Consider the following 21896-nt stretch of genomic DNA (forward strand, 5'->3'; position numbering starts at 1 on the left):
TCCGTCTCCCCTCGCAGTGGTCGGCGGTGCGCGTCCCCCGGAAGGGGCGTCGAGTTCGACCCTAGGCCCAGCGGCCGTCGTCGCGACAGGGGCTGTGGGCACGTGTCGCCGCGGGCGGGCAGGATGGGACCGACGAGAGGAGCGGCATGCCGTTCAGCGATGACGAGGGAGGCCCGCTCGAGCGCATCGTGCTCGCGCAGCGCCCCGCCGACGGGTACGAGTTCGACGTGCTCGAGCCGATCCGGTACGACGACCCGGTCGACGGGGGCGCGTATCGCGCGCAGCCCGCGGCGACGGATCTCGCCTCGGTGCCGCCGTTCCTGTGGAGCTTCATCGCGAGCTACGGCCGCCAGTCGGCGCCGGCGGTGCTGCACGACGCGCAGAGCCGGGCGGCCGACGAACTGGGCGACCGGGGTGCCGTCCTCGCGCAGCGGCGCGTCGACGACCGCGTGTTCCGCACGGCGCTCCTCGAGCAGGGCGTGCCGCTGCTGCGCGCGTGGCTGATGTGGAGCTGGGTGTCGGCCGACCGCACGATCCGGTACTCCGCTGCCGGTCTCGGCGTGCTGCTGGTGCTCCAGACCGTCGTCGGCGCGGCGCTCGTGGTCGCCGCGACCGTACTCGCGTTCGCCCAGCCGTGGTGGCTGCTGCTCGCCCTCGTGCCCGCCGTGCTCGCGCTGCCGTGGGGCGCCGAGCGACGCCTCATGGTGTGGCTGCCGTACTCGGTCGCCGCGTTCGGACCGCTCGTGCTGCTGCACCTGGTCGCCCTGGTGCCGTTCCGGCTGGTCGAGGCGATCGTCGCGCTCGTCTCGGGCGGCCGGCCGGCCGACGTGGTCCGGCCGACGGTCCGGGGCTGACCGGAACGGGTCAGGCCCTCGCCGCGGCGACCTCCGCGTAGTCCTCGTCCGTGAGCGCGAGCGAGCTCGCGGGCAGCCAGCCCTCGATCTGCGCCTCCGAGCGCGCCCCCACGATCGCCGCGGTGACGCCGTCGAACCCGAGCGTCCAGGCCGCCGCCGCGGCGGGCTGCGGCACGCCGTGGCGCTCGGCGACCCGTGCGAGCGCGTCGGCGATGCGGAGGTTCTGCTCGAGGTCGGTCGTGAACGCCGGTGCGCTGCGCCGCCAGTCGTCCTCGGGCAGTGATGCGACGCGCTCGGCGTCGAACGCGCCGGTCAGCAGGCCGGAGCCCATCGGGCTGTAGACGATCACGCCGGTGTCGTGGGCGACGCACCACGGCAGCAGCTCGTCGGCGGTCGCGGGCGCGATCGCCGAGAACGGGGGCTGGAGCGTGTCGACGTGGCCGACCGCCTCGGCCGCCTCGAGCTGCGCGACCGAGTGGTTCGACAGCCCGATCGCACGCACCTTGCCCTCGTCGCGGAGTTCGACGAACGCGTTCCAGTACTCCTCGATCGGGGTGCCGTCGTCGGCCGGCCAGTGCATCTGGAAGAGGTCGATGCGCTCGACGCCGAGCCGCGCGAGCGACTCCTCGGCGTGCCGCTTGATCGCGGCGGGCGCGCCCACGCGCTGCGCCCTGCGCCGCCGGTCGGCGAGGTCGAACTGCATGCCGCCCTTGGTGAACACGTACGGCCGATCATCGGCCGGCAGCGCGGCGAGGGCCCGCCCGACCACCTCCTCGGAGTGCCCGAGCCCGTAGACCGACGCCGTGTCGATCCAGTTCACGCCCCGCTCGACCGCGTGCAGGATCGCCGCGACCGACGCGTCGTCGTCCTGCGCGCCCCACGCGAACGCCCAGTCGCCCCCGCCGATCGCCCACGCGCCGAACCCCACGCGGGTCACGTCCATCCCGGTCGTGCCGAGCGGAACGGTGGGCAGTGCGGTGTGCATGGTCATGGTCGGGTCTCCTTCGTCCGCGTGCACCCACCCTGCGCGGCACCCGTCGCCGGAGGTGGGAGGATCGTGTCCGACCCTACGACGAACGCGCACCCGGGCGCAGGAGGAGGCCCACGTGCTGGACGTCCTGACCGGCTTCGCGGTGATCGCGGTCGCGATCCTCGTCGGCTGGGTCGCGGGGCGCAGCGGAGTGCTCGGCCCGCACGCGCGGTACGTGCTCAGCCGTCTCGCGTTCAGCGTGCTCGGCCCGTTCCTGCTGTTCAGCGTGCTCGCGAGCGCCGACGTGGGCGCGCTCTTCTCGGCGCTGCTGCCGGTGTCGTTCATCGCCGCCGCGTCGATGTTCGTCGTCTACGCCGCGGTCGCGCTGATCGCCTGGCGCCGCCCGGTCGGGCACGTCGTGATCGGGAGCATGGGCTCGGGCTACGTGAACGGCAACAACATCGGCATCCCGATCTCGGTCTACATGCTGGGCGACGCGGCGTTCTCGGCGCCGGTCGTGCTGCTGCAGCTGCTGCTCTTCATGCCCGCGGCGCTGTCGGTGCTCGACGTGGTCGTGCGCGGCGGGGCATCCGTCTGGCGCACCGTGCTGAGGGCGCTCGCGAACCCGATCATCATCGGGTCGCTGCTCGGCGTGCTCGTCTCGATCACCGGCCTGGAGCTGCCCGCGATCGTCACCGAGCCGATCGCCCTCGTCGGGCAGGCGGCCGTGCCGGTCATGCTCATCGCGTACGGCATCTCGCTGCACGGCCAGCGCCCGCTCGCCCCGGGCTCCGGCCGGCGCGACGTGGTGCTCGCGTCGGCGTTGAAGCTCGTCGCGATGCCGCTCGTCGCCTGGGCCGTCGGCCGGTTCGCCTTCGGCCTCGACGGCCACACCCTCTACGCCGTGACCGTGCTCGCGGCGCTGCCCAGCGCGCAGAACGTCTTCAACATCGCCCAGCGCTACGACACGGCCGAGATCATCGCCCGCGACACCGTGCTCATCACGACGGTCGGCGCCGTGCCGGTGCTCTTCCTCGTCTCGCTGCTGCTCGGCGTCTGACGCGCCGGCGAGCACCCCGCCGAGGTTCAGGGTTGACCCCGATGCCCGGTGCCCCCGGAATTCGTACCGTATGAGTGGGTCGAGACACGGCGTATGCAGGGGGAACTGACTGTCGATCGAGACCTGTTGGCCGGTGCGCAACGACCCGAGCTCGGGGCGCACCGGCCGCTTCCATGTCCGGGCCGCAGCGCACATGCGGCAGACTCGTTCGGGTGACCGCCCCGCTCCTCGACCGCATGCCGACGCCCTTCGACGCCGACGCGGCCTACGACGGGTTCGTCGATTGGGCCGCCGATCGCGGCATCGAGCTCTATCCGGCCCAGGACGAAGCGGTCATCGAGATCGTCTCGGGCGCGAACGTCATCCTCTCCACGCCCACCGGCACGGGCAAGTCGCTCGTGGCCGTCGCCGCGCACGCGGCATCCGTCGCCCGTGGCGGCCGCAGCTACTACACCGCGCCGATCAAGGCGCTCGTGAGCGAGAAGTTCTTCCAGCTCGTCGACATCTTCGGCGCCGCGAACGTCGGCATGGTCACGGGCGACTCCTCGGTGAACCCGGATGCGCCGATCATCTGCTGCACCGCCGAGATCCTCGCGAACCTCGCGCTGCGGCGCGGCCCCGAGGCAGACCTCGACCAGGTCGTCATGGACGAGTTCCACTTCTACGGCGACCCCGACCGCGGCTGGGCCTGGCAGGTGCCGCTGATCACGCTCACCGACGTGCAGTACGTGCTCATGTCGGCGACCCTGGGCGACGTGACGTCGCTCGCCGACGACCTCACCCGCCGCACCGGTCGCGACACCGCGCGCGTCACGGGAGTCGAGCGCCCGGTGCCGCTCTCGTTCTCCTACGCCGTGACCCCCGCGCACGAGACGGTCGAGGAGCTCCTCGAGACGAAGCAGGCGCCCGTCTACATCGTGCACTTCTCCCAGGCCGCGGCGATGGAGCGGGCGCAGGCCCTCTCGTCGATCCGCGTCGTGACGCGCGAGCAGCGGGACGAGATCGCCCGCGAGATCGGCGAGTTCCGGTTCACGACCGGCTTCGGCAAGACGCTGTCCCGGCTCGTGCGCGCGGGCATCGGCGTGCACCACGCGGGCATGCTGCCGCGCTATCGGCGACTCGTCGAGCAGCTCGCCCAGCGCGGGCTGCTGCGCGTCATCTGCGGCACCGACACGCTCGGGGTGGGCATCAACGTGCCGATCCGCACCGTGCTGCTCACCGCGCTCACCAAGTACGACGGGCAGCGGATGCGGCAGCTCACCGCCCGCGAGTTCCACCAGATCGCGGGGCGCGCGGGGCGCGCGGGCTACGACACCGCCGGCACGGTCGTGGCGCTCGCCCCCGAGCACGAGATCGAGAACGCCGTCGCCGTGCGCAAGGCCGGCGACGACGCGAAGAAGCTGAAGAAGGTCGTGCGCAAGAAGGCGCCGCAGGGCTTCGTCAACTGGACCGAGCGGTCGTTCGAACGGCTCATCGAGGCCGAGCCCGAGCCGCTCACCTCGCACCTCCAGCTCACCGCCGCGATGCTCATCAACGTGATCGCCCGCGGAGGCGACGTCTTCGCGAACGCCCGCGCGCTCGTGTTCGACAACCACGAGCCGATGCCGCGCAAGCGCGAGCTCGCCCGCCGCGCGATCGGCATCTTCCGCACGCTCGTCGCCGCGGGCGTCGTCGAGGTGGTGCGATCGGATGCCGCTGAGCCGGTGATCCGGCTGACCGTCGACCTCCAGCCGAACTTCGCGTTGAACCAGCCGCTCTCGCCGTTCGCGCTCGCCGCGATCGAGCTGCTCGACCCCGAGGACACGGCGGGCGCCGCATCCGCCGGCACCGGCCACTACGCGCTCGACGTCGTGAGCGTCATCGAGTCGACGCTCGACGACCCGCGGCCGATCCTCTCGCAGCAGCAGTTCCGCGCGCGCGGGGAGGCGGTCGCCGCGATGAAGGCCGACGGCGTCGAGTACGACGACCGCATGGAGGCGCTCGAGGAGGTCACCTGGCCGAAGCCGCTCGACGAGCTGCTCGCGCAGGCGTACGAGACGTTCGCGTCGAGCCAGCCCTGGGTGCGCGACTTCGAGCTCAGCCCCAAGTCGGTCGTGCGCGACATGTTCGAGCGCAGCATGTCGTTCGGCGAGTACGTGTCGTTCTACCAGCTCCAGCGCAGCGAGGGGCTCGTGCTGCGCTACCTCAGCGACGCCTACCGTGCCGTGCGCCAGACGGTGCCCGAGGAGGCGAAGACCGAGGAGCTGCTCGATCTCATCGAGTGGCTCGGCGAGATGGTGCGGCAGGTCGACTCGAGCCTCGTCGACGAGTGGGAGCGGCTCGCGCACCCGCTCGAGGACGGCCCGGAGCCCGCCGAGGTCGTGCCGCCCGCGCCACCGAGCGTGGTCTCGAACCGCCGGGCCTTCACGGTGCTCGTGCGCAACGAGCTGTTCCGCCGCGTGCAGCTCGCGGCGCTCGAGCGCGACGAGGAGCTCGCCGAGCTCGACCCCGACGTCGGCTGGCCCGAGGTGCTCGACGCGTACTACGCCGAGCACGACGAGATCGGCACCGACGGCGCGGCCCGTGCGCCCCGCCTGCTGACGATCGACGAGGACCCGGGCGCCGGCGTCTGGCGCGTCGAGCAGGTCATCGCCGACCCGGCCGGCGATCACGACTGGCGCATCCGCGGCGAGGTCGACCTGGCGGCGAGCGCCGAGGACGGCGCGGCGGTCGTGCGCGTGACCTGGGCCGGGCGCATCTAGGGTTCGGGCCGAGCGCGCGGACTATGCCGCGGCGAGCATCGCCGCGGCCGCGATCGCCAGCACGAGCCCGACCCATTGCACCGGCGCGATGCGCTCGCGCAGCACGATCGCGGCGAGCACGATCGTGCCGGCCGGGTACATGGCCGTGAGCACGCTCACCACGGTGAGGTCGCCGATGCGCAGGCCGATCAGCAGCAGCACGTTGGCCGCGACGTCGACCACGCCGCAGGCGATGGCGAAGCGGATGCCCGCGGCCATGCCGGGCGTGCGCAGCACGAAGCCGCGCGGGGCATCGTCGTCGGCACCGGGCCCGGGCTGCCCGGCGTGCACGGCCACCCCCGCGGCGCCCGCCGCGTGCAGCGCCTCCGCCGCGATCGGCTCGTCCTCCGAGGCGCGCGCGGCCGCCGCATCCGCCGCCCGTCGCGACCACCGTCGCGACCGCCCCCGCGCCACGAGCACCAGCGTCGTGACCGCCGCCGCCATGACGAGCACGCTCACGGTGCGGTTCATGACCAGCGGCACGAGGCCGCTCTCGTCGCTCGTGCCGTCGATGATGATGAGGAACGTGCCGATCGAGGCCCCGGCGCCGACCGCCATCGCGATGCCGCGCACGCTCGGCCGCACCGCGCCCTGCTCCGGCACGAAGCCGACCAGCACGACCGCGACCAGCGCGATGCCCAGCGCCCAGTAGCCGATCGGCGCGAGCGTCTCGCCCGCCGCCAGGCCCCACGCCATCGGCACGACCGCCGAGACCACCGCGGTGAGCGGCGAGAGGATGCTCATGGGCCCGATCGCGAGGCACGCGTAGAGCAGCGTGAGGGCGAGCGCCCCGGCGATGCCGGAGAGCGCCCCGAGCAGCACGTCGTCGCGGCCCCAGGCCCCGCCGACGAACGGGTAGGCCACGAGCAGTGCGACGAGTCCCGAGCCCGCGGCGACCGCGGTCGCGAGCAGCGCGCTCACCCGCCGCGCGGCGAGGCCGCCGAGGAAGTCGGCGGCACCGTAGACGAGGGCGCCGGCGAGCCCGACCACGACCGTGAGCATCCGCTCAGCGTAGTCGGGCGGTCGCGTGCTCACCTGCGCACGCCCGCGCCTGCTGCCTGCACATCTGCGCGCGATGGCCGGCCGGGTGCATGAAATCGCCGTGAATTGCCGGTTCCGTGCACGGGAGGGGGGTTGGCAGCACGCCCTGCGCTCCCTAGTGTGAGCAGCACCCCTGCCACCTGGTGACGGGGGCATCGTGCGCCCGGAGGGGACGGCGTGCACCGGGGCGGGAGTCCCGGGGGCGGCGTCACCGGGCGCGCCGCATCGCGACCTGTTCGCACCCCGCAACGAAGGAGCACCCGGACCATGCAGGAGACCCAGGCCGCGCAGTCGGCCCGCACGCGACGACGGGGCGGACGCCTCGTCGCCGGCACGATCGCCGTCGCCGCCGCGACCGCGCTGACCATCGGCGGCTCCATGGCCGCCCAGGCGGCACCTCCCGTCGACAAGCAGAAGATCGCCGAGATCAACCTGCTCACCATCAACGACTTCCACGGCCGACTCGAGCAGTCCGGCTCCACCGGCGGAGCAGCGGCGCTCGCCGGCGCGGTGAAGGAGTTCTCGCGCGGCAACACGAACACGGTCTTCGCCGCCGCCGGCGACATGATCGGCGCATCGACCTTCACGTCGTTCATCCAGCAGGACGAGCCGACCATCGTGGCGCTCAACCAGATGGGCCTCGACGTCAGCGCGGTCGGCAACCACGAGTTCGACCTCGGCTTCGCCGACCTGACCGACCGGGTGATGCCGCTCGCCGACTGGGAGTACCTCGGCGCGAACATCTACGAGAAGGGCACCGACGACCCGGCGCTGCCCGAGTACTGGGTGCAGGACTTCAAGAACGTGAGCATCGGCTTCGTCGGCGCCGTCACCGACGAGTTGCCCTCGCTCGTGAGCCCCGCGGGCATCGCGTCGATCGACGTCGGCTCCCCGGTCGTCGCGGCGAACCGCGTCGCCGACCAGCTGAGCGACGGCGACCCGGGCAACGGCGAGGCCGACATCGTGATCATGCTCGTCCACGAAGGCGCGGCGACCACGAGCATCGCCTCCGCGATCGACCCGACATCGCGCTTCGGCGACATCGTGCTGAACGCCAACGACAACATCGACGCGATCGTCTCGGGCCACACGCACCTCGCGTACAACCACGTGATCGACGGTCGCCCCGTGATCTCGAGCGGCCAGTACGGCCAGAAGTTCAGCAACATGGTCATCGAGTACGACACGCTCGGCGACGAGATCGTCTCGATGCACAACACGGTCTACGACGTCGCGGTGCGCGACTCCAGCGGCAGCGTGGTCGGCTACGCGTACAAGGAGGACAACAAGGTCCAGCGCACCGTGGACGACGCGGTCGAGGTGGCCGACGTGCTCGGCAGCGTCGTGCTCGGCACCGCGGAGGAGAACTTCGGTCGTGCGGTCGCCGCCGACCCGTCGACGTCCACGTCGTTCCCCGAGAACCGCGGCGGCGAGTCGACGCTCGGCAACTTCGTGGCCGACGTGCAGCTCTGGGCGCTGAACGTCGACGGCACGCGCTCGGTCGACGTCACCTTCATGAACCCGGGCGGCCTCCGCGCCGACCTGGCGTCGGGCGAGGTGACCTACGCCGAGGCGGCGGGCGTCCAGCCGTTCGCGAACACGCTCGTGGCGATGGACCTCACCGGTGCGCAGATCAAGCAGGTGCTCGAGGAGCAGTGGCAGCCCGCGGGCGCGTCGCGTCCGTTCCTGAAGCTCGGCGTGAGCGAGGACTTCACCTACACCTACGACCCGGCAGGGCCCGCGGGCGACAAGATCACCGACATGTGGCTCGCAGGCGTACCGGTCGTGCTCGGGGACACCTACTCGGTCGGCGTGAACTCGTTCCTCGCCTCCGGCGGTGACAACTTCAGCACCTTCGCGGCCGGCACGAACGTCTCCGACAGCGGCAAGATCGACCTGCAGTCGATGGTCGACTACTTCGCCGAGTTCGGCTCGGCGACGACCGACATCGCCCAGCGCGCGGTCGGCGTCAACCTGCCCGGCGGCTCCACCGTCGCGGAGGGCGAGTCGGTGACGGTGAACCTGTCGTCGCTCGACTTCACCCGCGACGAGATCGACGCCGACGTGGTCGAGCTGTACTCGGGCGGGGTCCTCCTCGCGACCGAGCCCATCGACACCGCGTACACGCCCACGACCGACGAGGTCGGCCAGGCCAGCGTCACCTTCGTGGTGCCGTCCGGTGTCGGCCCGACGACGTTCGACGTGGTCGTGCCCAGCACCGGCACGACGAGCTCGTTCACGCTCGACGTCGCACCGCTCTGATCCCAGGGCTCGGCCGCCGCGGCCCCGCGCACCTCGTGCGCGGGGCCGCGGCGCGTTCGCGTACGCTGTCGGGGTGAGTTCGAGATGGCAGCGGGTGGCGCGCGGGTGGTTCGTCGCCGCATCCGCCACGCTCGTCGCCTCGCTCTCGCACGTCGTCGGCGGGGGGCATCCGCCCGGCCCGCTCGCGATCGTGCTGGCGCTCACCTTCTCGGGCCTCGTCTGCATGGTGCTCGTCGGCGCAGCGCCGAGCCTGCCGCGCACCGCCGCGGGCGCGGTGCTCAGCCAGCTCGTGCTGCACGCGCTGTTCACGGTGACGGCGCCCGCGGGAACCGGCGCCGTGGGAGCGACCGGCGCGCACGCCGGCCACGCGCCCGTCGACTCGGCCGTCTTCGACGCCGCCCTGGCCGGGCTCGGCGTCAGCTCCCTCGACGCATCGCCGTCGATGCTCGTCTCGCACGCCGTCGCCGCCGTGCTCACGATCGTCGCCCTCCGGCATGGCGACCTCGCGCTCGCCGCCCTCGCCCGGTCGGCCCGCACCGTCCTCCTGCCGCTGCTGCGCCTGCCCGCGGCGGCACTCCCGGTCGCGGTCCCGCGCGCGCCCCGCGCCGCGTGGCACCGCCCCCTCGCCAGGCCGCGCCTGGTCGTGCTCTCCGTCCTGCGGCACCGTGGTCCGCCCGTGGCATCCGTCGCCTGATCGCGACACCGCCACCCACGACACTTCCGCGCCGACGCCATCCCGGCGATCGCGCGCGCATTCGAACAGGACATCCATGACCATCCGCACCACCTTCCGCACCACCGCCCTCGCCGCAGCAGCGCTCGGCGGCGGCACGCTCCTGGCGCTCGCCGCGCCGCTCGCGGCGAACGCCCACGTCTCGGTCACGCCGAGCGGCACCGCCGCCGGCTCGTACTCCGTGATGACCTTCGCCGTCGGCCACGACTGCGAGGGATCGCCCACCACCTCGCTCACGATCGACATCCCCGAGGACGTCCAGACCGTCAAGCCGACGCTGAGCCCGACCTGGGACATCGAACTCGTGACCGAGGGCGACCGCGTCTCCCAGGTCGTGTACACGGCGCTCGAGCCGCTCCCGAACGAGTTCCGCGACACGGTCTCGATGCAGGTGCTCATCCCGGAGGACGCCGCAGGCACCGACCTCGTCTTCCCCGTCGTGCAGGGCTGCGTCGAGGGCGAGACCGCCTGGACCGAGGTCGCCGAGCACGGCGAGGAGGAGCCCGACACGCCCGCTCCGTACATCACGGTGACCGAGGCCGCCGGCGACGCGCACTCGCACGGTACGACCGAGGAGGAGACCGAGGAGGAGCACGCCGACGACGAGCACGCCGAGGCGACCGAGGCGTCGGATGCCTCCGAGACCGACGTCCTCGCCCGGGTGCTCGGTATCGGCGGCCTCGTCGTCGGCGCCGTGGGCATCGTGCTCGCGGCGACCGCCCGTCGCGGAGCGGCGAAGCAGTGACCTCCGCCCAGCCGCGCCTGGCCGGCCGCCGCATCGTCGGCGGCCTGCTCGGCGCGGCCGCGGCGCTCGCGCTCGCCCTGCTGCCGGCGATGCCGGCCGCCGCGCACAACTCCCCGATCGCGTGGAGCCCCGAGCCCGACTCGACCGTCACCGAGCAGCCGGGCACGATCTCGGTCACCACGAACGACGACCTGCTCGACCTCGGCAACGGGGGCATCGTGCAGGTGGTCGGGCCCGACGGGCTGCGCTACGGCGACGGCTGCGGCACCGTGGAAGGCCCGACGGTCGAGCTCGCGACGCTGCTCGGCGAGCCCGGTGAATACACCGTGGCGTGGCAGGCCGTCTCGACCGACGGGCACCCGATCTCGGGCGAGTTCGCGTTCACCTGGGCGCCCGCCGACGGCGTCGAGCTCGGCGCGGGCAGCGACGCCGACTTCGCCTGCGGCGCGACCACGACGGTCGACGAGGCGGATGCCGCCGAGTCGGCCGCCGACGAGTCCGGCCCACTCGTGCCGGAGGAGGCCCTCTGGATCGGGGGTGCGGTGCTCGCGATCGGCGCCGCCGTGGGCGTCACCCTGCTGCTGACCCGCCGCAAGTCCGACTGACGGCACGTCCTCCACACCGCGCCCGGCGATGGTGCGAGCGGTCGTTCGACACGGCCGCACGCCCGTCGCCGGGCCTCGTTAGGCTCGTCGGGTGACCTGGAACTCCGCCCCGGAACCCGACGACTGGTGGGACCCCGACGCCGTCGCGCCGCCGGACCCCGACGATGCGCCCCCGCCCGAGCTCGAGTGGGAGACGGCCGTGCCGGGCGGCGCGGAGTTCGCGCCGGCGGCCGGCCCCGTGGCATCCGTTGCCGCCCCTCAACCGGTCTCGGCGGCCGCGCCCGCGCGCTTCGCCGACGCGCACGAGGCGCTGCACGCGGTCTTCGGCTACGACGACTTCCGCGGCCACCAGGCCGAGGTCATCGCCCACGTGGCGGGCGGCGGCGACGCGGTCGTGCTCATGCCCACCGGCGCGGGCAAGAGCCTCTGCTACCAGGTGCCCGCGCTGCTCCGGCCCGGCACCGGCGTGGTCGTCTCGCCGCTCATCGCGCTCATGCACGACCAGGTCGACGCGCTCGTGCGCAACGGCGTGCGCGCCGCCTACCTCAACTCGTCGCAGTCTCCCGACGAGCGGCGCGAGGTGGAGCGCGCGTACCGCGCGGGCGAGCTCGACCTGCTCTACATCGCGCCCGAGCGGCTCAACACCGAGCCCGCGAAGCGCCTGCTCGAGCAGGGCACCATCGCGCTGTTCGCCATCGACGAGGCGCACTGCGTCTCGCAGTGGGGCCACGACTTCCGGCCCGACTACCTGGCCCTTGCCGAACTCGCCGAGCGCTGGCCCGACGTGCCGCGCATCGCGCTGACCGCGACCGCCACCGAGGCCACCCACCGCGAGCTCACCGAGCGCCTGTCGCTCGGCGACGCGCGCCACTTCGTCTCGAGCTTCGACCGCCCGAACATCCAGTACCGCATCGAGTCGAAGTCACAGGTGCGCCAGCAGCTGCTCGACTTCATCCGCCGCGAGGGGGTGGACGCCACGGGCGCGCCGGTCTCGGGCATCGTCTACGCGCTCTCGCGCGCGAGCACCGAGAAGCTCGCCGCGTACCTCCAGCAGAACGGGGTGAGCGCACTGGCGTACCACGCGGGCCTGCCGCCCGAGCAGCGCGCCGAGACGCAGCGCCGCTTCCAGCAGGAGGACGGCGTCGTGGTGGTCGCGACCATCGCCTTCGGCATGGGCATCGACAAGCCCGACGTGCGCTTCGTCGCCCACGTCGACCTGCCGAAGTCGGTCGAGGGGTACTACCAGGAGACCGGCCGCGCGGGCCGCGACGGCGAGCCCGCGACCGCGTGGCTCGCGTACGGCCTGCAGGACGTCGTGCAGCAGCGGCGCATGATCGACGAGAGCCCCGGCGACGTCGCCCACCGCCGGCGCATGCAGCAGCACCTCGACGCGATGCTCGCGCTCTGCGAGACGGTCTCCTGTCGCCGACAGAACCTGCTCGGCTACTTCGGCGAGCAGAGCACCCCGTGCGGCAACTGCGACACGTGCCTGAACCCGCCCGAGTCGTGGGACGGCACGGTGCCCGCGCAGAAGCTCCTCTCGACGATCGTGCGCCTCGAGCGCGAGCGCCGGCAGCGGTTCGGCGCCGGGCACCTGATCGACATCCTCCGGGGCAACGACACGGCGCGCGTGCGCCAGTACGGCCACGAGCGGCTCGCGACCTACGGCATCGGCGACGACCTCGGCGACCAGCAGTGGCGCGGCGTCGTGCGCCAGCTGCTCGCGCAGGGCCTGATCGCGGCACAGGGGGAGTACGGCACGCTGGGGCTGACGGATGCCTCGGCCGACGTGCTCTCCGGCGCGCGCACGGTCTCGCTGCGCACCGAGCCCGACCGGCCCGCACGGCGATCGCGCGCCGCTGCACCCGCAGCCGCCGACCTCGAGCCGGCCCAGGTCGAGCTCTTCGAGGCGCTCCGCGCCTGGCGCGCCGAGGAGGCGCGCACGCAGGGCGTACCCGCGTACATCGTGTTCGGCGATGCGACGTTGCGGGCGGTCGCGCAGGCGAGACCCGGCTCGATCGCCGACCTCGACGGCATCACGGGCATCGGCGCGAAGAAGCGAGAGTCGTACGGCGAGTCCCTGATTCGTGTGGTGGCGGAGCACGTCGGGCGCTAAGTCAACGGTCGTCCGCGTCGCAGCCTCGAGCGAAAGGCACCCCAATGCCGCAGCGCATGCCCGGCACCACACTCGTCGCAGTGATCGGACTCGGCGCAGGCATCCTGAACCTGCTCTTCGTCGTCCTCCTGAACCTCGGGGTCGTCGTCGCCGTGGAGCCGGGGTCACCCGTGGCCGCGTCGCCGGTGCCGACGCAGGCGGACGAGACCCGCGACCTCTGGATCATCCTCGGCGTGACGGCCTCGTCGATGGTCGCGGGCGTCGCCTCGATCGCGGCATCCGTGGGCCTGCTCGTCGGCGGTGGTCGCGTCCCGCGCGTGGCCCTCACGATCGCGCAGGCCCTCGCGCTCGCCGCGACGCTCGTGCTCATCGTGCGGGTGCCGACCTGGGTGCCGCCGTACGTGCTCGCCGTCGCCGCGCTGGCGGTGCTCGCGCTGCTCTGGCTCCCGCCGCGGGCGCCTGCACGCCCGCAGCCCGCGGCCGCGTAGGTGCGGATGGGATTTCCGCCGGGGCCGGGGCCGCGCTGTTGACGATCGTCGCGCCGCCCGAGCCGGCTCGCTAGGATCGGCCCCACGGCACGCGACGGGGGAGCGCAGATGGCACAGCAGTTCGGACCGAAGCGACCGCTGGGCGTCACGATCGTGGCGTTCCTCGTCTGGATCGGCGCCGCGATCGACATCGTCGCGGCGGTGCTGCTCTTCACGGCGGCATCCGATCCGGAGTTCGCGGAGCAGTTCGGCGGCACGGGCGCGCTGATCGCGGCATCCACCGTCTCGCTCCTGCTCGGGGTGATCGTGGTGGTCGCGGCGATCGGGCTGCTGCGGGGCAACCCGGTCTCGCGCATCGCCGTCACGGTGCTGGAGGCGCTCAGCGCCGTCGCGTCGATCGTCATCGGCGTGATGAACCCCGCGGGCGTCGCCGGCGAGATCCTGAGTGCACTCGTCGCAGTCGCGGCCATCACGCTGCTGTGGATGCCCGACTCGACCCGATTCTTCCGCGGCCTCGCGCCGGCAGAGCCGAACGTCGACTGACCGGAGGGCCACGTGGCGAAGCGACCCGGCGGCGTCACGTTCGTCGCAATCCTCACCTGGATCGGCGGCTTCTTCGACGTGCTCGCGGGAGCGCTGGTGCTGCTGTTCGGCACCGACCCCGACCTCGCAGCCGCGGTGAGCGGCTCGCTCACGACCGTCGCGATCCTGTCGATCCTGATCGGCGTCGTTGCGATCGCCGTCGCCGCGGGCCTGCTCAGCGGCAGCCGGGTCGCGCGCATCGTCGTGGCGATCGTGGAGGCGCTGTCGATCGCAGGGTCGGTGTGGGTGATCGTGGCGACGCCCACCGCCATCGCCGAGTACTTCAGCATCGGGTTCGCCGTGCTGATCCTCGCCCTGCTCTTCTCCCCGAAGGCGAACGCGTTCTTCCGGCGCTGAGGCGCCCGGCGGCTCGCGCTCCATGTGGGGAGCGCACAATCGCCGCAACGACGTGAGTGTCGCGCATTTGTGGCATCCGAACAGTGTGGTTGGTCCTTCCTTGTGAGAGACCTACCGTGATCCTCGAATATCCGTGCAGAGAGGACATCGCATGGCAGACACCGCCGTTCGCCCCGAGACCGACGCGCCGACCACGGTCGAGCAGCGCGAGGACGAGACCAGCTCCGACCCCCGCATCGACGTCGCCGTGCTCGGCCGACAGCTCCTCGGCACGTGGGCCGACATCCGCCTGTCGTCGCGCGAGGTCGCGAAGCAGCCCGAGGTGCAGCGCATCGACGGGCTCTCGATGGCGGAGCACCGCGAGCGCGTGCTCGGCCAGCTGCACTACCTGGTCGCGAACGGCCACGTGAATCGCGCCTTCCCGAAGGCCCTCGGGGGTCAGGACGACGCCGGCGGCAACATCGCTGCGTTCGAGGAACTCGTGCTCGCCGACCCGAGCCTGCAGATCAAGTCGGGCGTGCAGTGGGGCCTGTTCGGCGCCGCCGTGCTGCACCTCGGCACGGAGTACCACCACGAGACCTTCCTGCCGGGCATCATGACCCTCGACGTGCCGGGCGCGTTCGCGATGACCGAGACCGGGCACGGCTCCGACGTCGCCTCGATCGCGACGACCGCGACCTACGACCCCGACACCGAGGAGTTCGTCATCGACACGCCGTTCCGCGGGGCGTGGAAGGACTACCTCGGCAACGCGGCGCTGCACGGCAAGGACGCGGTCGTCTTCGCGCAGCTCATCACCAAGGGCGTGAACCACGGCGTGCACGCGTTCTACGTGCACCTGCGCGACGACGAGGGCGTGTTCCTCGACGGCATCGGCGGCGAGGACGACGGCCTGAAGGGCGGCCTGAACGGCATCGACAACGGCCGCCTGCACTTCTCGGGCGTGCGCGTGCCGCGCGTGAACCTGCTCAACCGCTACGGCGACGTGGCGGCCGACGGCACCTACTCGAGCCCGATCGAGAGCCCGGGCCGCCGGTTCTTCACCATGCTCGGCACGCTCGTGCAGGGTCGCGTCTCGCTCGACGGCGCAGCGACCACCGCGTCGGCCATGGCGCTGGCGATCGCCATCCGCTACGGCAGCGAGCGCCGCCAGTTCAACGCGGCGAGCGACACCGAGGAGGAGGTGCTCCTCGACTACCAGCGGCACCAGCGCCGCCTGCTGCCGCGCCTGGCGACCACGTACGCGCAGGTCTTCGCGCACGACGAGTTCCTCGTGAAGTTCGACGCGGTGTTCAGCGGCAAGGCCGACACCGACGATGACCGGCAAGACCTCGAGACCCTCGCTGCGGCCCTCAAGCCGCTCTCGACGTGGCACGCGCTCGACACCCTGCAGGAGGCGCGCGAGGCGTGCGGCGGCGCGGGCTTCCTCGCCGAGAACCGGCTCGTCGGCTTGCGCCAGGACCTCGACATCTACGTCACGTTCGAGGGCGACAACAACGTGCTACTGCAGCTCGTCGCCAAGCGCCTGCTCACCGACTTCTCGCGCAAGTTCGCGGGTGCCGACGCCGGAGCGCTGGCCCGCTACGTGGTCTCCCAGGCGGCGGACCGCGCGTACCACGGCAGCGGCCTGCGCCGCATCGCGCAGACCGTGAGCGACTTCGGCTCGACCGCCCGCTCGGTCAAGGACCTGCGCGACCCCGACACGCAGCGCGGCCTGCTGACCGACCGCGTGGAGACCATGGTCGAGGAGATCGCCGGCCGCCTGCGCGACGCCCGCAAGCTCCCCAAGGCGGAGTCCGCGGCCCTGTTCAACGCCAACCAGAACGAGCTGATCGAGGCGGCGCGCGCGCACGCCGAGCTGCTCCAGTGGGAGGCGTTCACGCGCGGCCTCGAGCAGACCGAGCACGCCGAGACGAAGCAGGTGCTGACCTGGCTGCGCGACCTGTTCGGCCTCGGGCTGCTCGAGCAGCACATGTCGTGGTACCTCATCCACGGCCGCCTCTCGCCGCAGCGCGCCCAGGCCGTCACGGCCTACGTCGACCGTCTGATCGCGCGCCTGCGCCCGCACGCCCTCGACCTGGTCGACGCGTTCGGCTTCGAGCCCGAGCACCTGCGCGCGAGCATCGCGACCGGCGCCGAGGCGGAGCGCCAGCACGAGGCGCGCGCCTACTTCGAGGCCCAGCGCGCCTCGGGCACCGCGCCGGTGCCGGAGAAGTCGAAGAAGTAGCGCGGTACCGACACGCAGGGCCGATCCGCTGAGCGGGTCGGCCCTCGTCGTCTGAGCCGCTCTGCGCTGCGCCCGGCCTACTCGGCGGGCGGCTTCATGAGCGCGCCCGTGGCGAGCCCGACCGCGGCGCCCGCCGCGAGCCACAGCCAGAAGCCGGTGATCAGGCTGATCACGACGCCCATGACGAGCCCCATGACGATGCCGACGATCATCTGCTTCCGGCGTGCTGCGGGTGAGGGTTGCGTGGCCACGCGTCGAGCCTAGACGAGCCCACGTGTCCGCGCATTTCCCGTCTGGCTGTATTCGAGCGAATATCACTTTAGAAATACGGGTAGAATACGCCGGCTATTCGTGAGAATTCGTCGGGCAATTCGATTCTGTTCGAGATATCCACAAATCCAGTGGGCTCAGATTTCGACGTCTTTGAGTCGCTACTCTCCGAATATGGATGACGAGATCGAAATCGAAGTCGAAGAAAACGGCATGACGCGAAGGATGTTCGTCTCGGCATCAGTGCTTGCCGCGGCCGGACTCACCGCGTTCGAGATCGGAGCGCTCGCTGAGCCTGCCGCCGCGGATGCGTGGGGAGGGTACTCCAACGGCCAGATCCCGTTGTCCGCACTGACACCAATTCCCTGGCGATCGCAGTATCTGCTCCGGTCGGATGCGGTCGTGGCGCTCTTGGCGTTGAACGAGAATTTCAGTACATCCTTTGGGTACGACTTGCCGATCAACGATGGCTATCGGGACTATGCGGGCCAGGTGGAAGCACGGAACTACTGGTGTGCCCAAGGCAACTGCAACTACGCAGCGGAACCCGGCACTTCGAATCATGGATGGGCCCTCGCGATCGACGTGGGCGTGGGGCGAACGGATTGGTCGAATCCGATCTACACGTGGCTCAAAGCAAACGGGCCGTCATTCGGGTGGGTTCACCCATCATGGGCTGAGCCGGGAGGTTATGCGCCGGAGGCGTGGCATTGGGAATACAACGGCACCTACGACGAAGCCTCGGCCTCAAGTCTTTTGGATGACGAAATGCCCCTCTCGTTCATCAACATCGAGGGCAAGGCCGGGGTGCGCAAGGGCGGCTGGTACACGATCGTCTCGCGTCCTGGTCAGAAGCCGCGTGCGGTCTTCACGGGCATCCACCCCGGTGTGAAGAAGCTCACCAACGAGACCTATATCGCCAACCTGCAGAAGTTCATCGATCGCCTGTACTGATTCGGTTCGGTCGACTCGACTCGTCCGATCACTCTCAAGCTGAAGGAGCACACATGCCAGTTTCATTCATCAATATCGAGGGCAAGGCCGGTGAGCGTAAGGGCGGCTGGTACGCGATCGTCTCGCGTCCTGGTCAGAAGCCGCGTGCGGTCTTCACGGGCATCCACCCCGGTGTGAAGAAGCTCACCAACGAGACCTATATCGCAAATCTGCAGAAATTCATCGATCGCCTGTACTGAATCGATCGCACCGCGGGTGCGATGCCAACTGAAGGAGAGAGAAATGCCTGTGTCGTTCATCAACATCGAGGGGAAGACCGGAGTCCGCAAGGGTGGCTGGTACGCGATCATCTCGCGTCCCGGTCAGAAGCCGCGCGCCGTCTTCACCGGGATCCACCCGGGTGAGAACAAGCTCACCAACGAGAACTACATCGCCAATCTGCAGAAGTTCATCGATCGCCTGTACTGATCCCGGCGACGAGGAGCGCGGCGCCGCACCCGCGGCGTCGCGCTCTGCTGTGCGCTAGAGCAGCCCGAGCGCGCGCACCGCGTCGCGCTCGGCGACGAGCTCCTCGACCGAGGCGGCGATGCGCTGGGCGGCGAACGCGTCGGGCTCGAGGCCAGGCACGACGTGCCAGGTGCCGTCGGCGCCGGTGACGGGGTACGAGCAGATGAGCCCCTCGGGCACGCCGTACTCGCCGGTCGAGACGACGGCCGCGCTCGTCCACGCGCCGTCGGTGCCGTGCACCCAGTCGCGCACGTGGTCGATCGTGGCCGAGGCGGCGGATGCCACCGAACTCGACCCGCGCACCCGGATGATCTCGGCGCCGCGCTGGGCCACGCGCGGGATGAACACGTCCGAGAGCCAGGTGCGCGCGGCATCCGGCCCCATCTCCTCGTCGAGCACCTCGGGCACCGGGCGACCGCGCACGGTCGCGTGCGACACGTCGGGGAACTGCGTGGCCGAGTGGTTGCCCCAGATGGCCACGCGCGAGATCTCGCCGACGGGCGCGTCGAGCGCCTCGGAGAGCTGCCCGAGCGCGCGGTTGTGGTCGAGCCGGGTGAGCGCGGTGAAGCGGTCGCGCGGCACGTCGGGCGCGTGCGCGGCGGCGATGAGCGCGTTGGTGTTCGCGGGGTTGCCGACCACGACGATGCGCACGTCGTCGGCCGCGCCGGCGTTGATCGCGGCACCCTGCGGGCCGAAGATGCCGCCGTTGGCCTCGAGCAGGTCGGCGCGCTCCATGCCCGGCCCGCGTGGGCGGGCGCCGACCAGCAGGCCGAGGTTCGCGCCGTCGAACGCGCGCCCCGCGTCATCCGTCACGTCGACCGAGTCGAGCAGCGGGAACGCCGCGTCCTGCAGCTCGAGCGCCGCGCCCTCGGCGGCCCCGAGGCCCTGCGGGATCTCGAGGAGCTTCAGCCGCACTGATGTGTCGGGCCCGAGCATCGCGCCCGAGGCGATGCGGAAGAGCAGCGCGTAGCCGATCTGCCCTCCGGCGCCGGTGATCGTGATGGTGACCGGTGATCCGCTCATGTGCGCGAGCCTACCCGTGCCGGCGGCGAGCCGTGACGCTCACCAGCCCATCGTGCCTGGCGCCCCCTTGAAGGGCCCCGCGACCCGGTCCGTGATCCAGCCGCCGTAGAAGCCGCCGGGCTGCGGCCGGACGCGCTCGCCGTCGACCGTGCAGCGGTCCATCCTCCCCGGGTACAGCGCGACGCGGTCGGCGAGCACCTCGAACCCCGCTGTCGGCGCCGGGTAGTTCCACGCCGCCCGCTCGGCCACCGTGCCGCCGCCGAGCACGTCGAAGTAGCGCGCCCCGCCCTTGAACTCGCAGAACGAGCTGCCCGCCGCCGGCCACAGCGCGCCCTCGGCGAACGCCGACATCGGCAGGTAGTAGGTCGGCGGGTGGCTCGTCTCGAGCACGCGCACGGTGTCGCGCGTCGAGGCGATGACCGCGCCGCCGAGCACGACCTCGACGAGCTCGCCGGAGGCGTCGATCGCGGGCGGCCGGGGGTAGTCCCAGACGGACTCCTGGCCTGGCAGCACTGCGTGGGGCGTCGGTCGCATGGGCCGAGGCTACGCCGACTCGCTGGGCGGCGGCCGCATGAGGCATCCTCGACCCCGATATCCTGAAGCATGCGCGAGATGTATCCGGAGATCGAGCCGCTCGAGACCGGGATGCTCGACGTGGGGGACGGACAGCACATCTACTGGGAGGTGTCCGGCAACCGCGACGGCAAGCCCGTGGTGTTCCTGCACGGGGGGCCGGGCGGGGGCACGAGCCCGGCGCACCGGCGCCTGTTCGACCCCGAGCGGTACCGCATCGTGCTGTTCGACCAGCGCGGGTGCGGCCTCAGCATCCCGCACGCCAGCGCGCCCGACGCCGACCTCAGCGTCAACACCACCTGGCACCTCGTCTCCGACATCGAGAAGCTGCGCGAGCACCTCAGCATCGACCGCTGGCAGGTGCTCGGCGGCTCGTGGGGCAGCGCGCTCGCCCTCGCGTACTGCGAGACGCACCCCGACCGCGTGACGGAGATCGTACTTCGGGGCGTGTTCACGCTGCGCCGATCCGAGCTCGAGTGGTTCTACGAGGGCGGCGCGTCGGCGATCTTCCCCGACCTGTGGGAGGACTTCCTCGACCAGGTGCCCGAGCGCGAGCGGCATCACATGATCGCCGCCTACGGTCGCCTGCTCGACGACCCGAACCCGAACGTGCACCAGCCGGCGGCGATCGCCTGGTCGCGCTGGGAGTCGTCGACCATCACGCTGCTGCCCCAGCTCGAGACCATCGCGAAGTTCACCGAGCCCGAGTACGCCACGGCGTTCGCGCGCATCGAGAACCACTACTTCCGTCACGGCGGCTGGTGGGAGGAGGGGCAGCTCATCCGCGACGCCGAGCGCCTGCGCGGCATCCCCGGCGTCATCGTGCAGGGCCGCTACGACATCTGCACGCCGGTGATGACCGCGTGGGACCTCCACCAGGCGTGGCCCGAGGCCGACCTGCGCATCATCCCCGACGCGGGGCACGCGTTCGACGAGCCGGGTATCCTCGACGCGATGATCGAGGCAACGGACCGGTTCGCGCGCGCGCCCGGCGAACACCGCGGATGAAGCACGTACTCCGATGGATCGCCGCGGCGGTCATGGCCCTCGTGCTGCTCGTCGTCGTGTTCGTCGCGTGGACGCAGACCGTGTTCCAGGGTGAGCGAGACGCCACTCTCGAGGCGTGGCGCAACCCCGCGATCACGATCACCTCGACCCCCGACTCGATCGTCATGGAGCCCGCCGACGGCGCCTCCGACACGGGCCTCGTCTTCATCCCGGGCGCGAAGGTCGACCCGTACGCCTACCTGCGCGTGCTCTCGGGCGTGGTCGAGGCCGGCGCCACCGTCGTGATCACCAAGCCGACCCTCAACCTCGCCTTCTTCGACGTCCGCAGCCTCGACGACTTCACGGCCGCGGCGCCGGGCGTCGACGAATGGTGGGTCGGCGGGCACTCGCTCGGCGGCGTGCGCGCCTGCATGCTCGCGGGCGAGGGCGAGTCGGATGCCGCGGGGCTCGTGCTCTTCGGCAGCTACTGCGCGAACGACCTGGCCGACTCGGGCCTCGAGGTGCTGAGCATCAGCGGCTCGAACGACGGGCTGACGACGCCCGACGACGTGACCGGCAACGCCGGCCTGCTACCCGTCGACGCGGTCTTCGTGGAGCTCGACGGCGCCAACCACGCCGACTTCGGCGACTACGGCGTGCAGCCCGGCGACGGCGAGTCGACCATGCCGCGCGAGGAGTCGCTCGCGGCGATCACCGAGGCCCTCGAGGCCGCGCTCCTCGGCACGCCCTGACGACCGGTCG

Annotated in this window: 22 protein-coding genes; 17 read left to right on the forward strand and 5 right to left on the reverse strand. The window is 71.7% G+C overall.

The features are described from left to right. Positions 1-146 precede the first annotated feature (146 nt). Positions 147-854, forward strand: a complete 708-nt coding sequence (locus QMG39_RS10320) for a DUF1353 domain-containing protein (RefSeq protein WP_281884683.1) — start codon at positions 147-149, stop codon at positions 852-854. Positions 855-864: 10 nt separating this feature from the next. Here the strand turns inward: QMG39_RS10320 and QMG39_RS10325 are convergent, their stop codons facing one another. Continuing rightward, the gene (locus tag QMG39_RS10325) at positions 865-1845 is read right to left on the reverse strand and encodes an aldo/keto reductase (protein WP_281884685.1); all 981 of its coding nucleotides are present in this window, start codon (positions 1843-1845) and stop codon (positions 865-867) included. A gap of 115 nt (positions 1846-1960) precedes the next feature. Here QMG39_RS10325 and QMG39_RS10330 point away from each other — a divergent pair, with 115 nt between their 5' ends. Further along, a complete protein-coding gene (locus QMG39_RS10330) occupies positions 1961-2884 on the forward strand; it encodes an AEC family transporter (protein ID WP_281884687.1) in 924 nt (307 codons plus the stop codon). A gap of 212 nt (positions 2885-3096) precedes the next feature. Next, a complete protein-coding gene (locus QMG39_RS10335; protein WP_373878320.1) occupies positions 3097-5625 on the forward strand; it encodes a DEAD/DEAH box helicase in 2529 nt (842 codons plus the stop codon). A 21-nt stretch (positions 5626-5646) separates the two neighbouring features. Here QMG39_RS10335 and QMG39_RS10340 read toward each other — a convergent pair whose 3' ends face one another. Further along, positions 5647-6666 carry an EamA family transporter gene (locus QMG39_RS10340; RefSeq protein WP_281884689.1) on the reverse strand — a complete coding sequence of 340 codons (1020 nt, stop codon included), beginning with the start codon at positions 6664-6666 and terminating at the stop codon, positions 5647-5649. A gap of 306 nt (positions 6667-6972) precedes the next feature. On the opposite strand from QMG39_RS10340, the gene QMG39_RS10345 reads away from it, so the two are divergent. The 9 genes from QMG39_RS10345 (at position 6973) to QMG39_RS10385 (ending at position 16820) form a co-directional block, all read left to right on the forward strand. Beyond that, positions 6973-8967 (forward strand): bifunctional metallophosphatase/5'-nucleotidase, encoded by a 1995-nt coding sequence (locus QMG39_RS10345; protein WP_281884691.1) that lies wholly within the window; start codon positions 6973-6975, stop codon positions 8965-8967. A 73-nt stretch (positions 8968-9040) separates the two neighbouring features. Beyond that, a complete protein-coding gene (locus QMG39_RS10350) occupies positions 9041-9661 on the forward strand; it encodes a hypothetical protein (protein WP_281884693.1) in 621 nt (206 codons plus the stop codon). Positions 9662-9737: 76 nt separating this feature from the next. Beyond that, entirely contained in the window at positions 9738-10445 is a 708-nt protein-coding gene (locus tag QMG39_RS10355) for a YcnI family copper-binding membrane protein (RefSeq protein ID WP_281884695.1), read from the forward strand. Beyond that, positions 10442-11050: a copper resistance CopC family protein gene (locus QMG39_RS10360; protein WP_281884697.1), complete on the forward strand. Its 609-nt coding sequence runs from the start codon at positions 10442-10444 to the stop codon at positions 11048-11050. The genes QMG39_RS10355 and QMG39_RS10360 overlap by 4 nt, the downstream gene beginning before the upstream one ends. A gap of 91 nt (positions 11051-11141) precedes the next feature. Beyond that, on the forward strand, positions 11142-13166 hold the full coding sequence (recQ, locus tag QMG39_RS10365) for a DNA helicase RecQ (RefSeq protein WP_281884699.1): 2025 nt from the start codon (positions 11142-11144) through the stop codon (positions 13164-13166). Between the two features lie 44 nt (positions 13167-13210). Then, positions 13211-13654, forward strand: a complete 444-nt coding sequence (locus tag QMG39_RS10370; RefSeq protein WP_281884701.1) for a hypothetical protein — start codon at positions 13211-13213, stop codon at positions 13652-13654. Between the two features lie 108 nt (positions 13655-13762). Beyond that, on the forward strand, positions 13763-14197 hold the full coding sequence (locus QMG39_RS10375) for a hypothetical protein (RefSeq protein WP_281884703.1): 435 nt from the start codon (positions 13763-13765) through the stop codon (positions 14195-14197). A 12-nt stretch (positions 14198-14209) separates the two neighbouring features. Further along, complete coding sequence (locus QMG39_RS10380) at positions 14210-14593, forward strand: DUF7144 family membrane protein (RefSeq protein WP_281884705.1); 384 nt, start codon at positions 14210-14212, stop codon at positions 14591-14593. A 151-nt stretch (positions 14594-14744) separates the two neighbouring features. Further along, complete coding sequence (locus QMG39_RS10385) at positions 14745-16820, forward strand: acyl-CoA dehydrogenase family protein (RefSeq protein ID WP_281884707.1); 2076 nt, start codon at positions 14745-14747, stop codon at positions 16818-16820. A 77-nt stretch (positions 16821-16897) separates the two neighbouring features. Here the strand turns inward: QMG39_RS10385 and QMG39_RS10390 are convergent, their stop codons facing one another. Continuing rightward, positions 16898-17071, reverse strand: coding sequence for an HPP family protein (locus QMG39_RS10390; RefSeq protein ID WP_281884709.1), 174 nt, complete (start codon positions 17069-17071; stop codon positions 16898-16900). A 193-nt stretch (positions 17072-17264) separates the two neighbouring features. On the opposite strand from QMG39_RS10390, the gene QMG39_RS10395 reads away from it, so the two are divergent. Genes QMG39_RS10395 through QMG39_RS10405 form a run of 3 tightly spaced genes read left to right on the forward strand, consistent with a single transcriptional unit; the run spans position 17265 to position 18512 of the window. Next, positions 17265-18044, forward strand: coding sequence for a M15 family metallopeptidase (locus QMG39_RS10395; protein ID WP_281884711.1), 780 nt, complete (start codon positions 17265-17267; stop codon positions 18042-18044). A gap of 53 nt (positions 18045-18097) precedes the next feature. Continuing rightward, positions 18098-18283: a hypothetical protein gene (locus QMG39_RS10400; protein WP_281884713.1), complete on the forward strand. Its 186-nt coding sequence runs from the start codon at positions 18098-18100 to the stop codon at positions 18281-18283. Positions 18284-18326: 43 nt separating this feature from the next. Continuing rightward, a complete protein-coding gene (locus QMG39_RS10405) occupies positions 18327-18512 on the forward strand; it encodes a hypothetical protein (protein ID WP_281884715.1) in 186 nt (61 codons plus the stop codon). A gap of 54 nt (positions 18513-18566) precedes the next feature. Here QMG39_RS10405 and QMG39_RS10410 read toward each other — a convergent pair whose 3' ends face one another. Both QMG39_RS10410 and QMG39_RS10415 read right to left on the reverse strand, forming a co-directional pair. Beyond that, positions 18567-19574, reverse strand: coding sequence for a malate dehydrogenase (locus tag QMG39_RS10410; RefSeq protein WP_281884716.1), 1008 nt, complete (start codon positions 19572-19574; stop codon positions 18567-18569). A 39-nt stretch (positions 19575-19613) separates the two neighbouring features. Next, positions 19614-20108: a DUF427 domain-containing protein gene (locus tag QMG39_RS10415; protein WP_281884717.1), complete on the reverse strand. Its 495-nt coding sequence runs from the start codon at positions 20106-20108 to the stop codon at positions 19614-19616. Between the two features lie 69 nt (positions 20109-20177). On the opposite strand from QMG39_RS10415, the gene pip reads away from it, so the two are divergent. Further along, complete coding sequence (gene pip / locus QMG39_RS10420; RefSeq protein WP_281884718.1) at positions 20178-21155, forward strand: prolyl aminopeptidase; 978 nt, start codon at positions 20178-20180, stop codon at positions 21153-21155. Next, positions 21152-21886 (forward strand): alpha/beta hydrolase, encoded by a 735-nt coding sequence (locus tag QMG39_RS10425; protein ID WP_281884719.1) that lies wholly within the window; start codon positions 21152-21154, stop codon positions 21884-21886. Before pip ends, QMG39_RS10425 begins: the two co-directional genes overlap by 4 nt. The last annotated feature ends 10 nt before the right edge of the window (positions 21887-21896 follow it).

The sequence above is a fragment of the Agromyces rhizosphaerae genome (genome assembly GCF_027925245.1).
Taxonomy (GTDB): domain Bacteria; phylum Actinomycetota; class Actinomycetes; order Actinomycetales; family Microbacteriaceae; genus Agromyces; species Agromyces rhizosphaerae.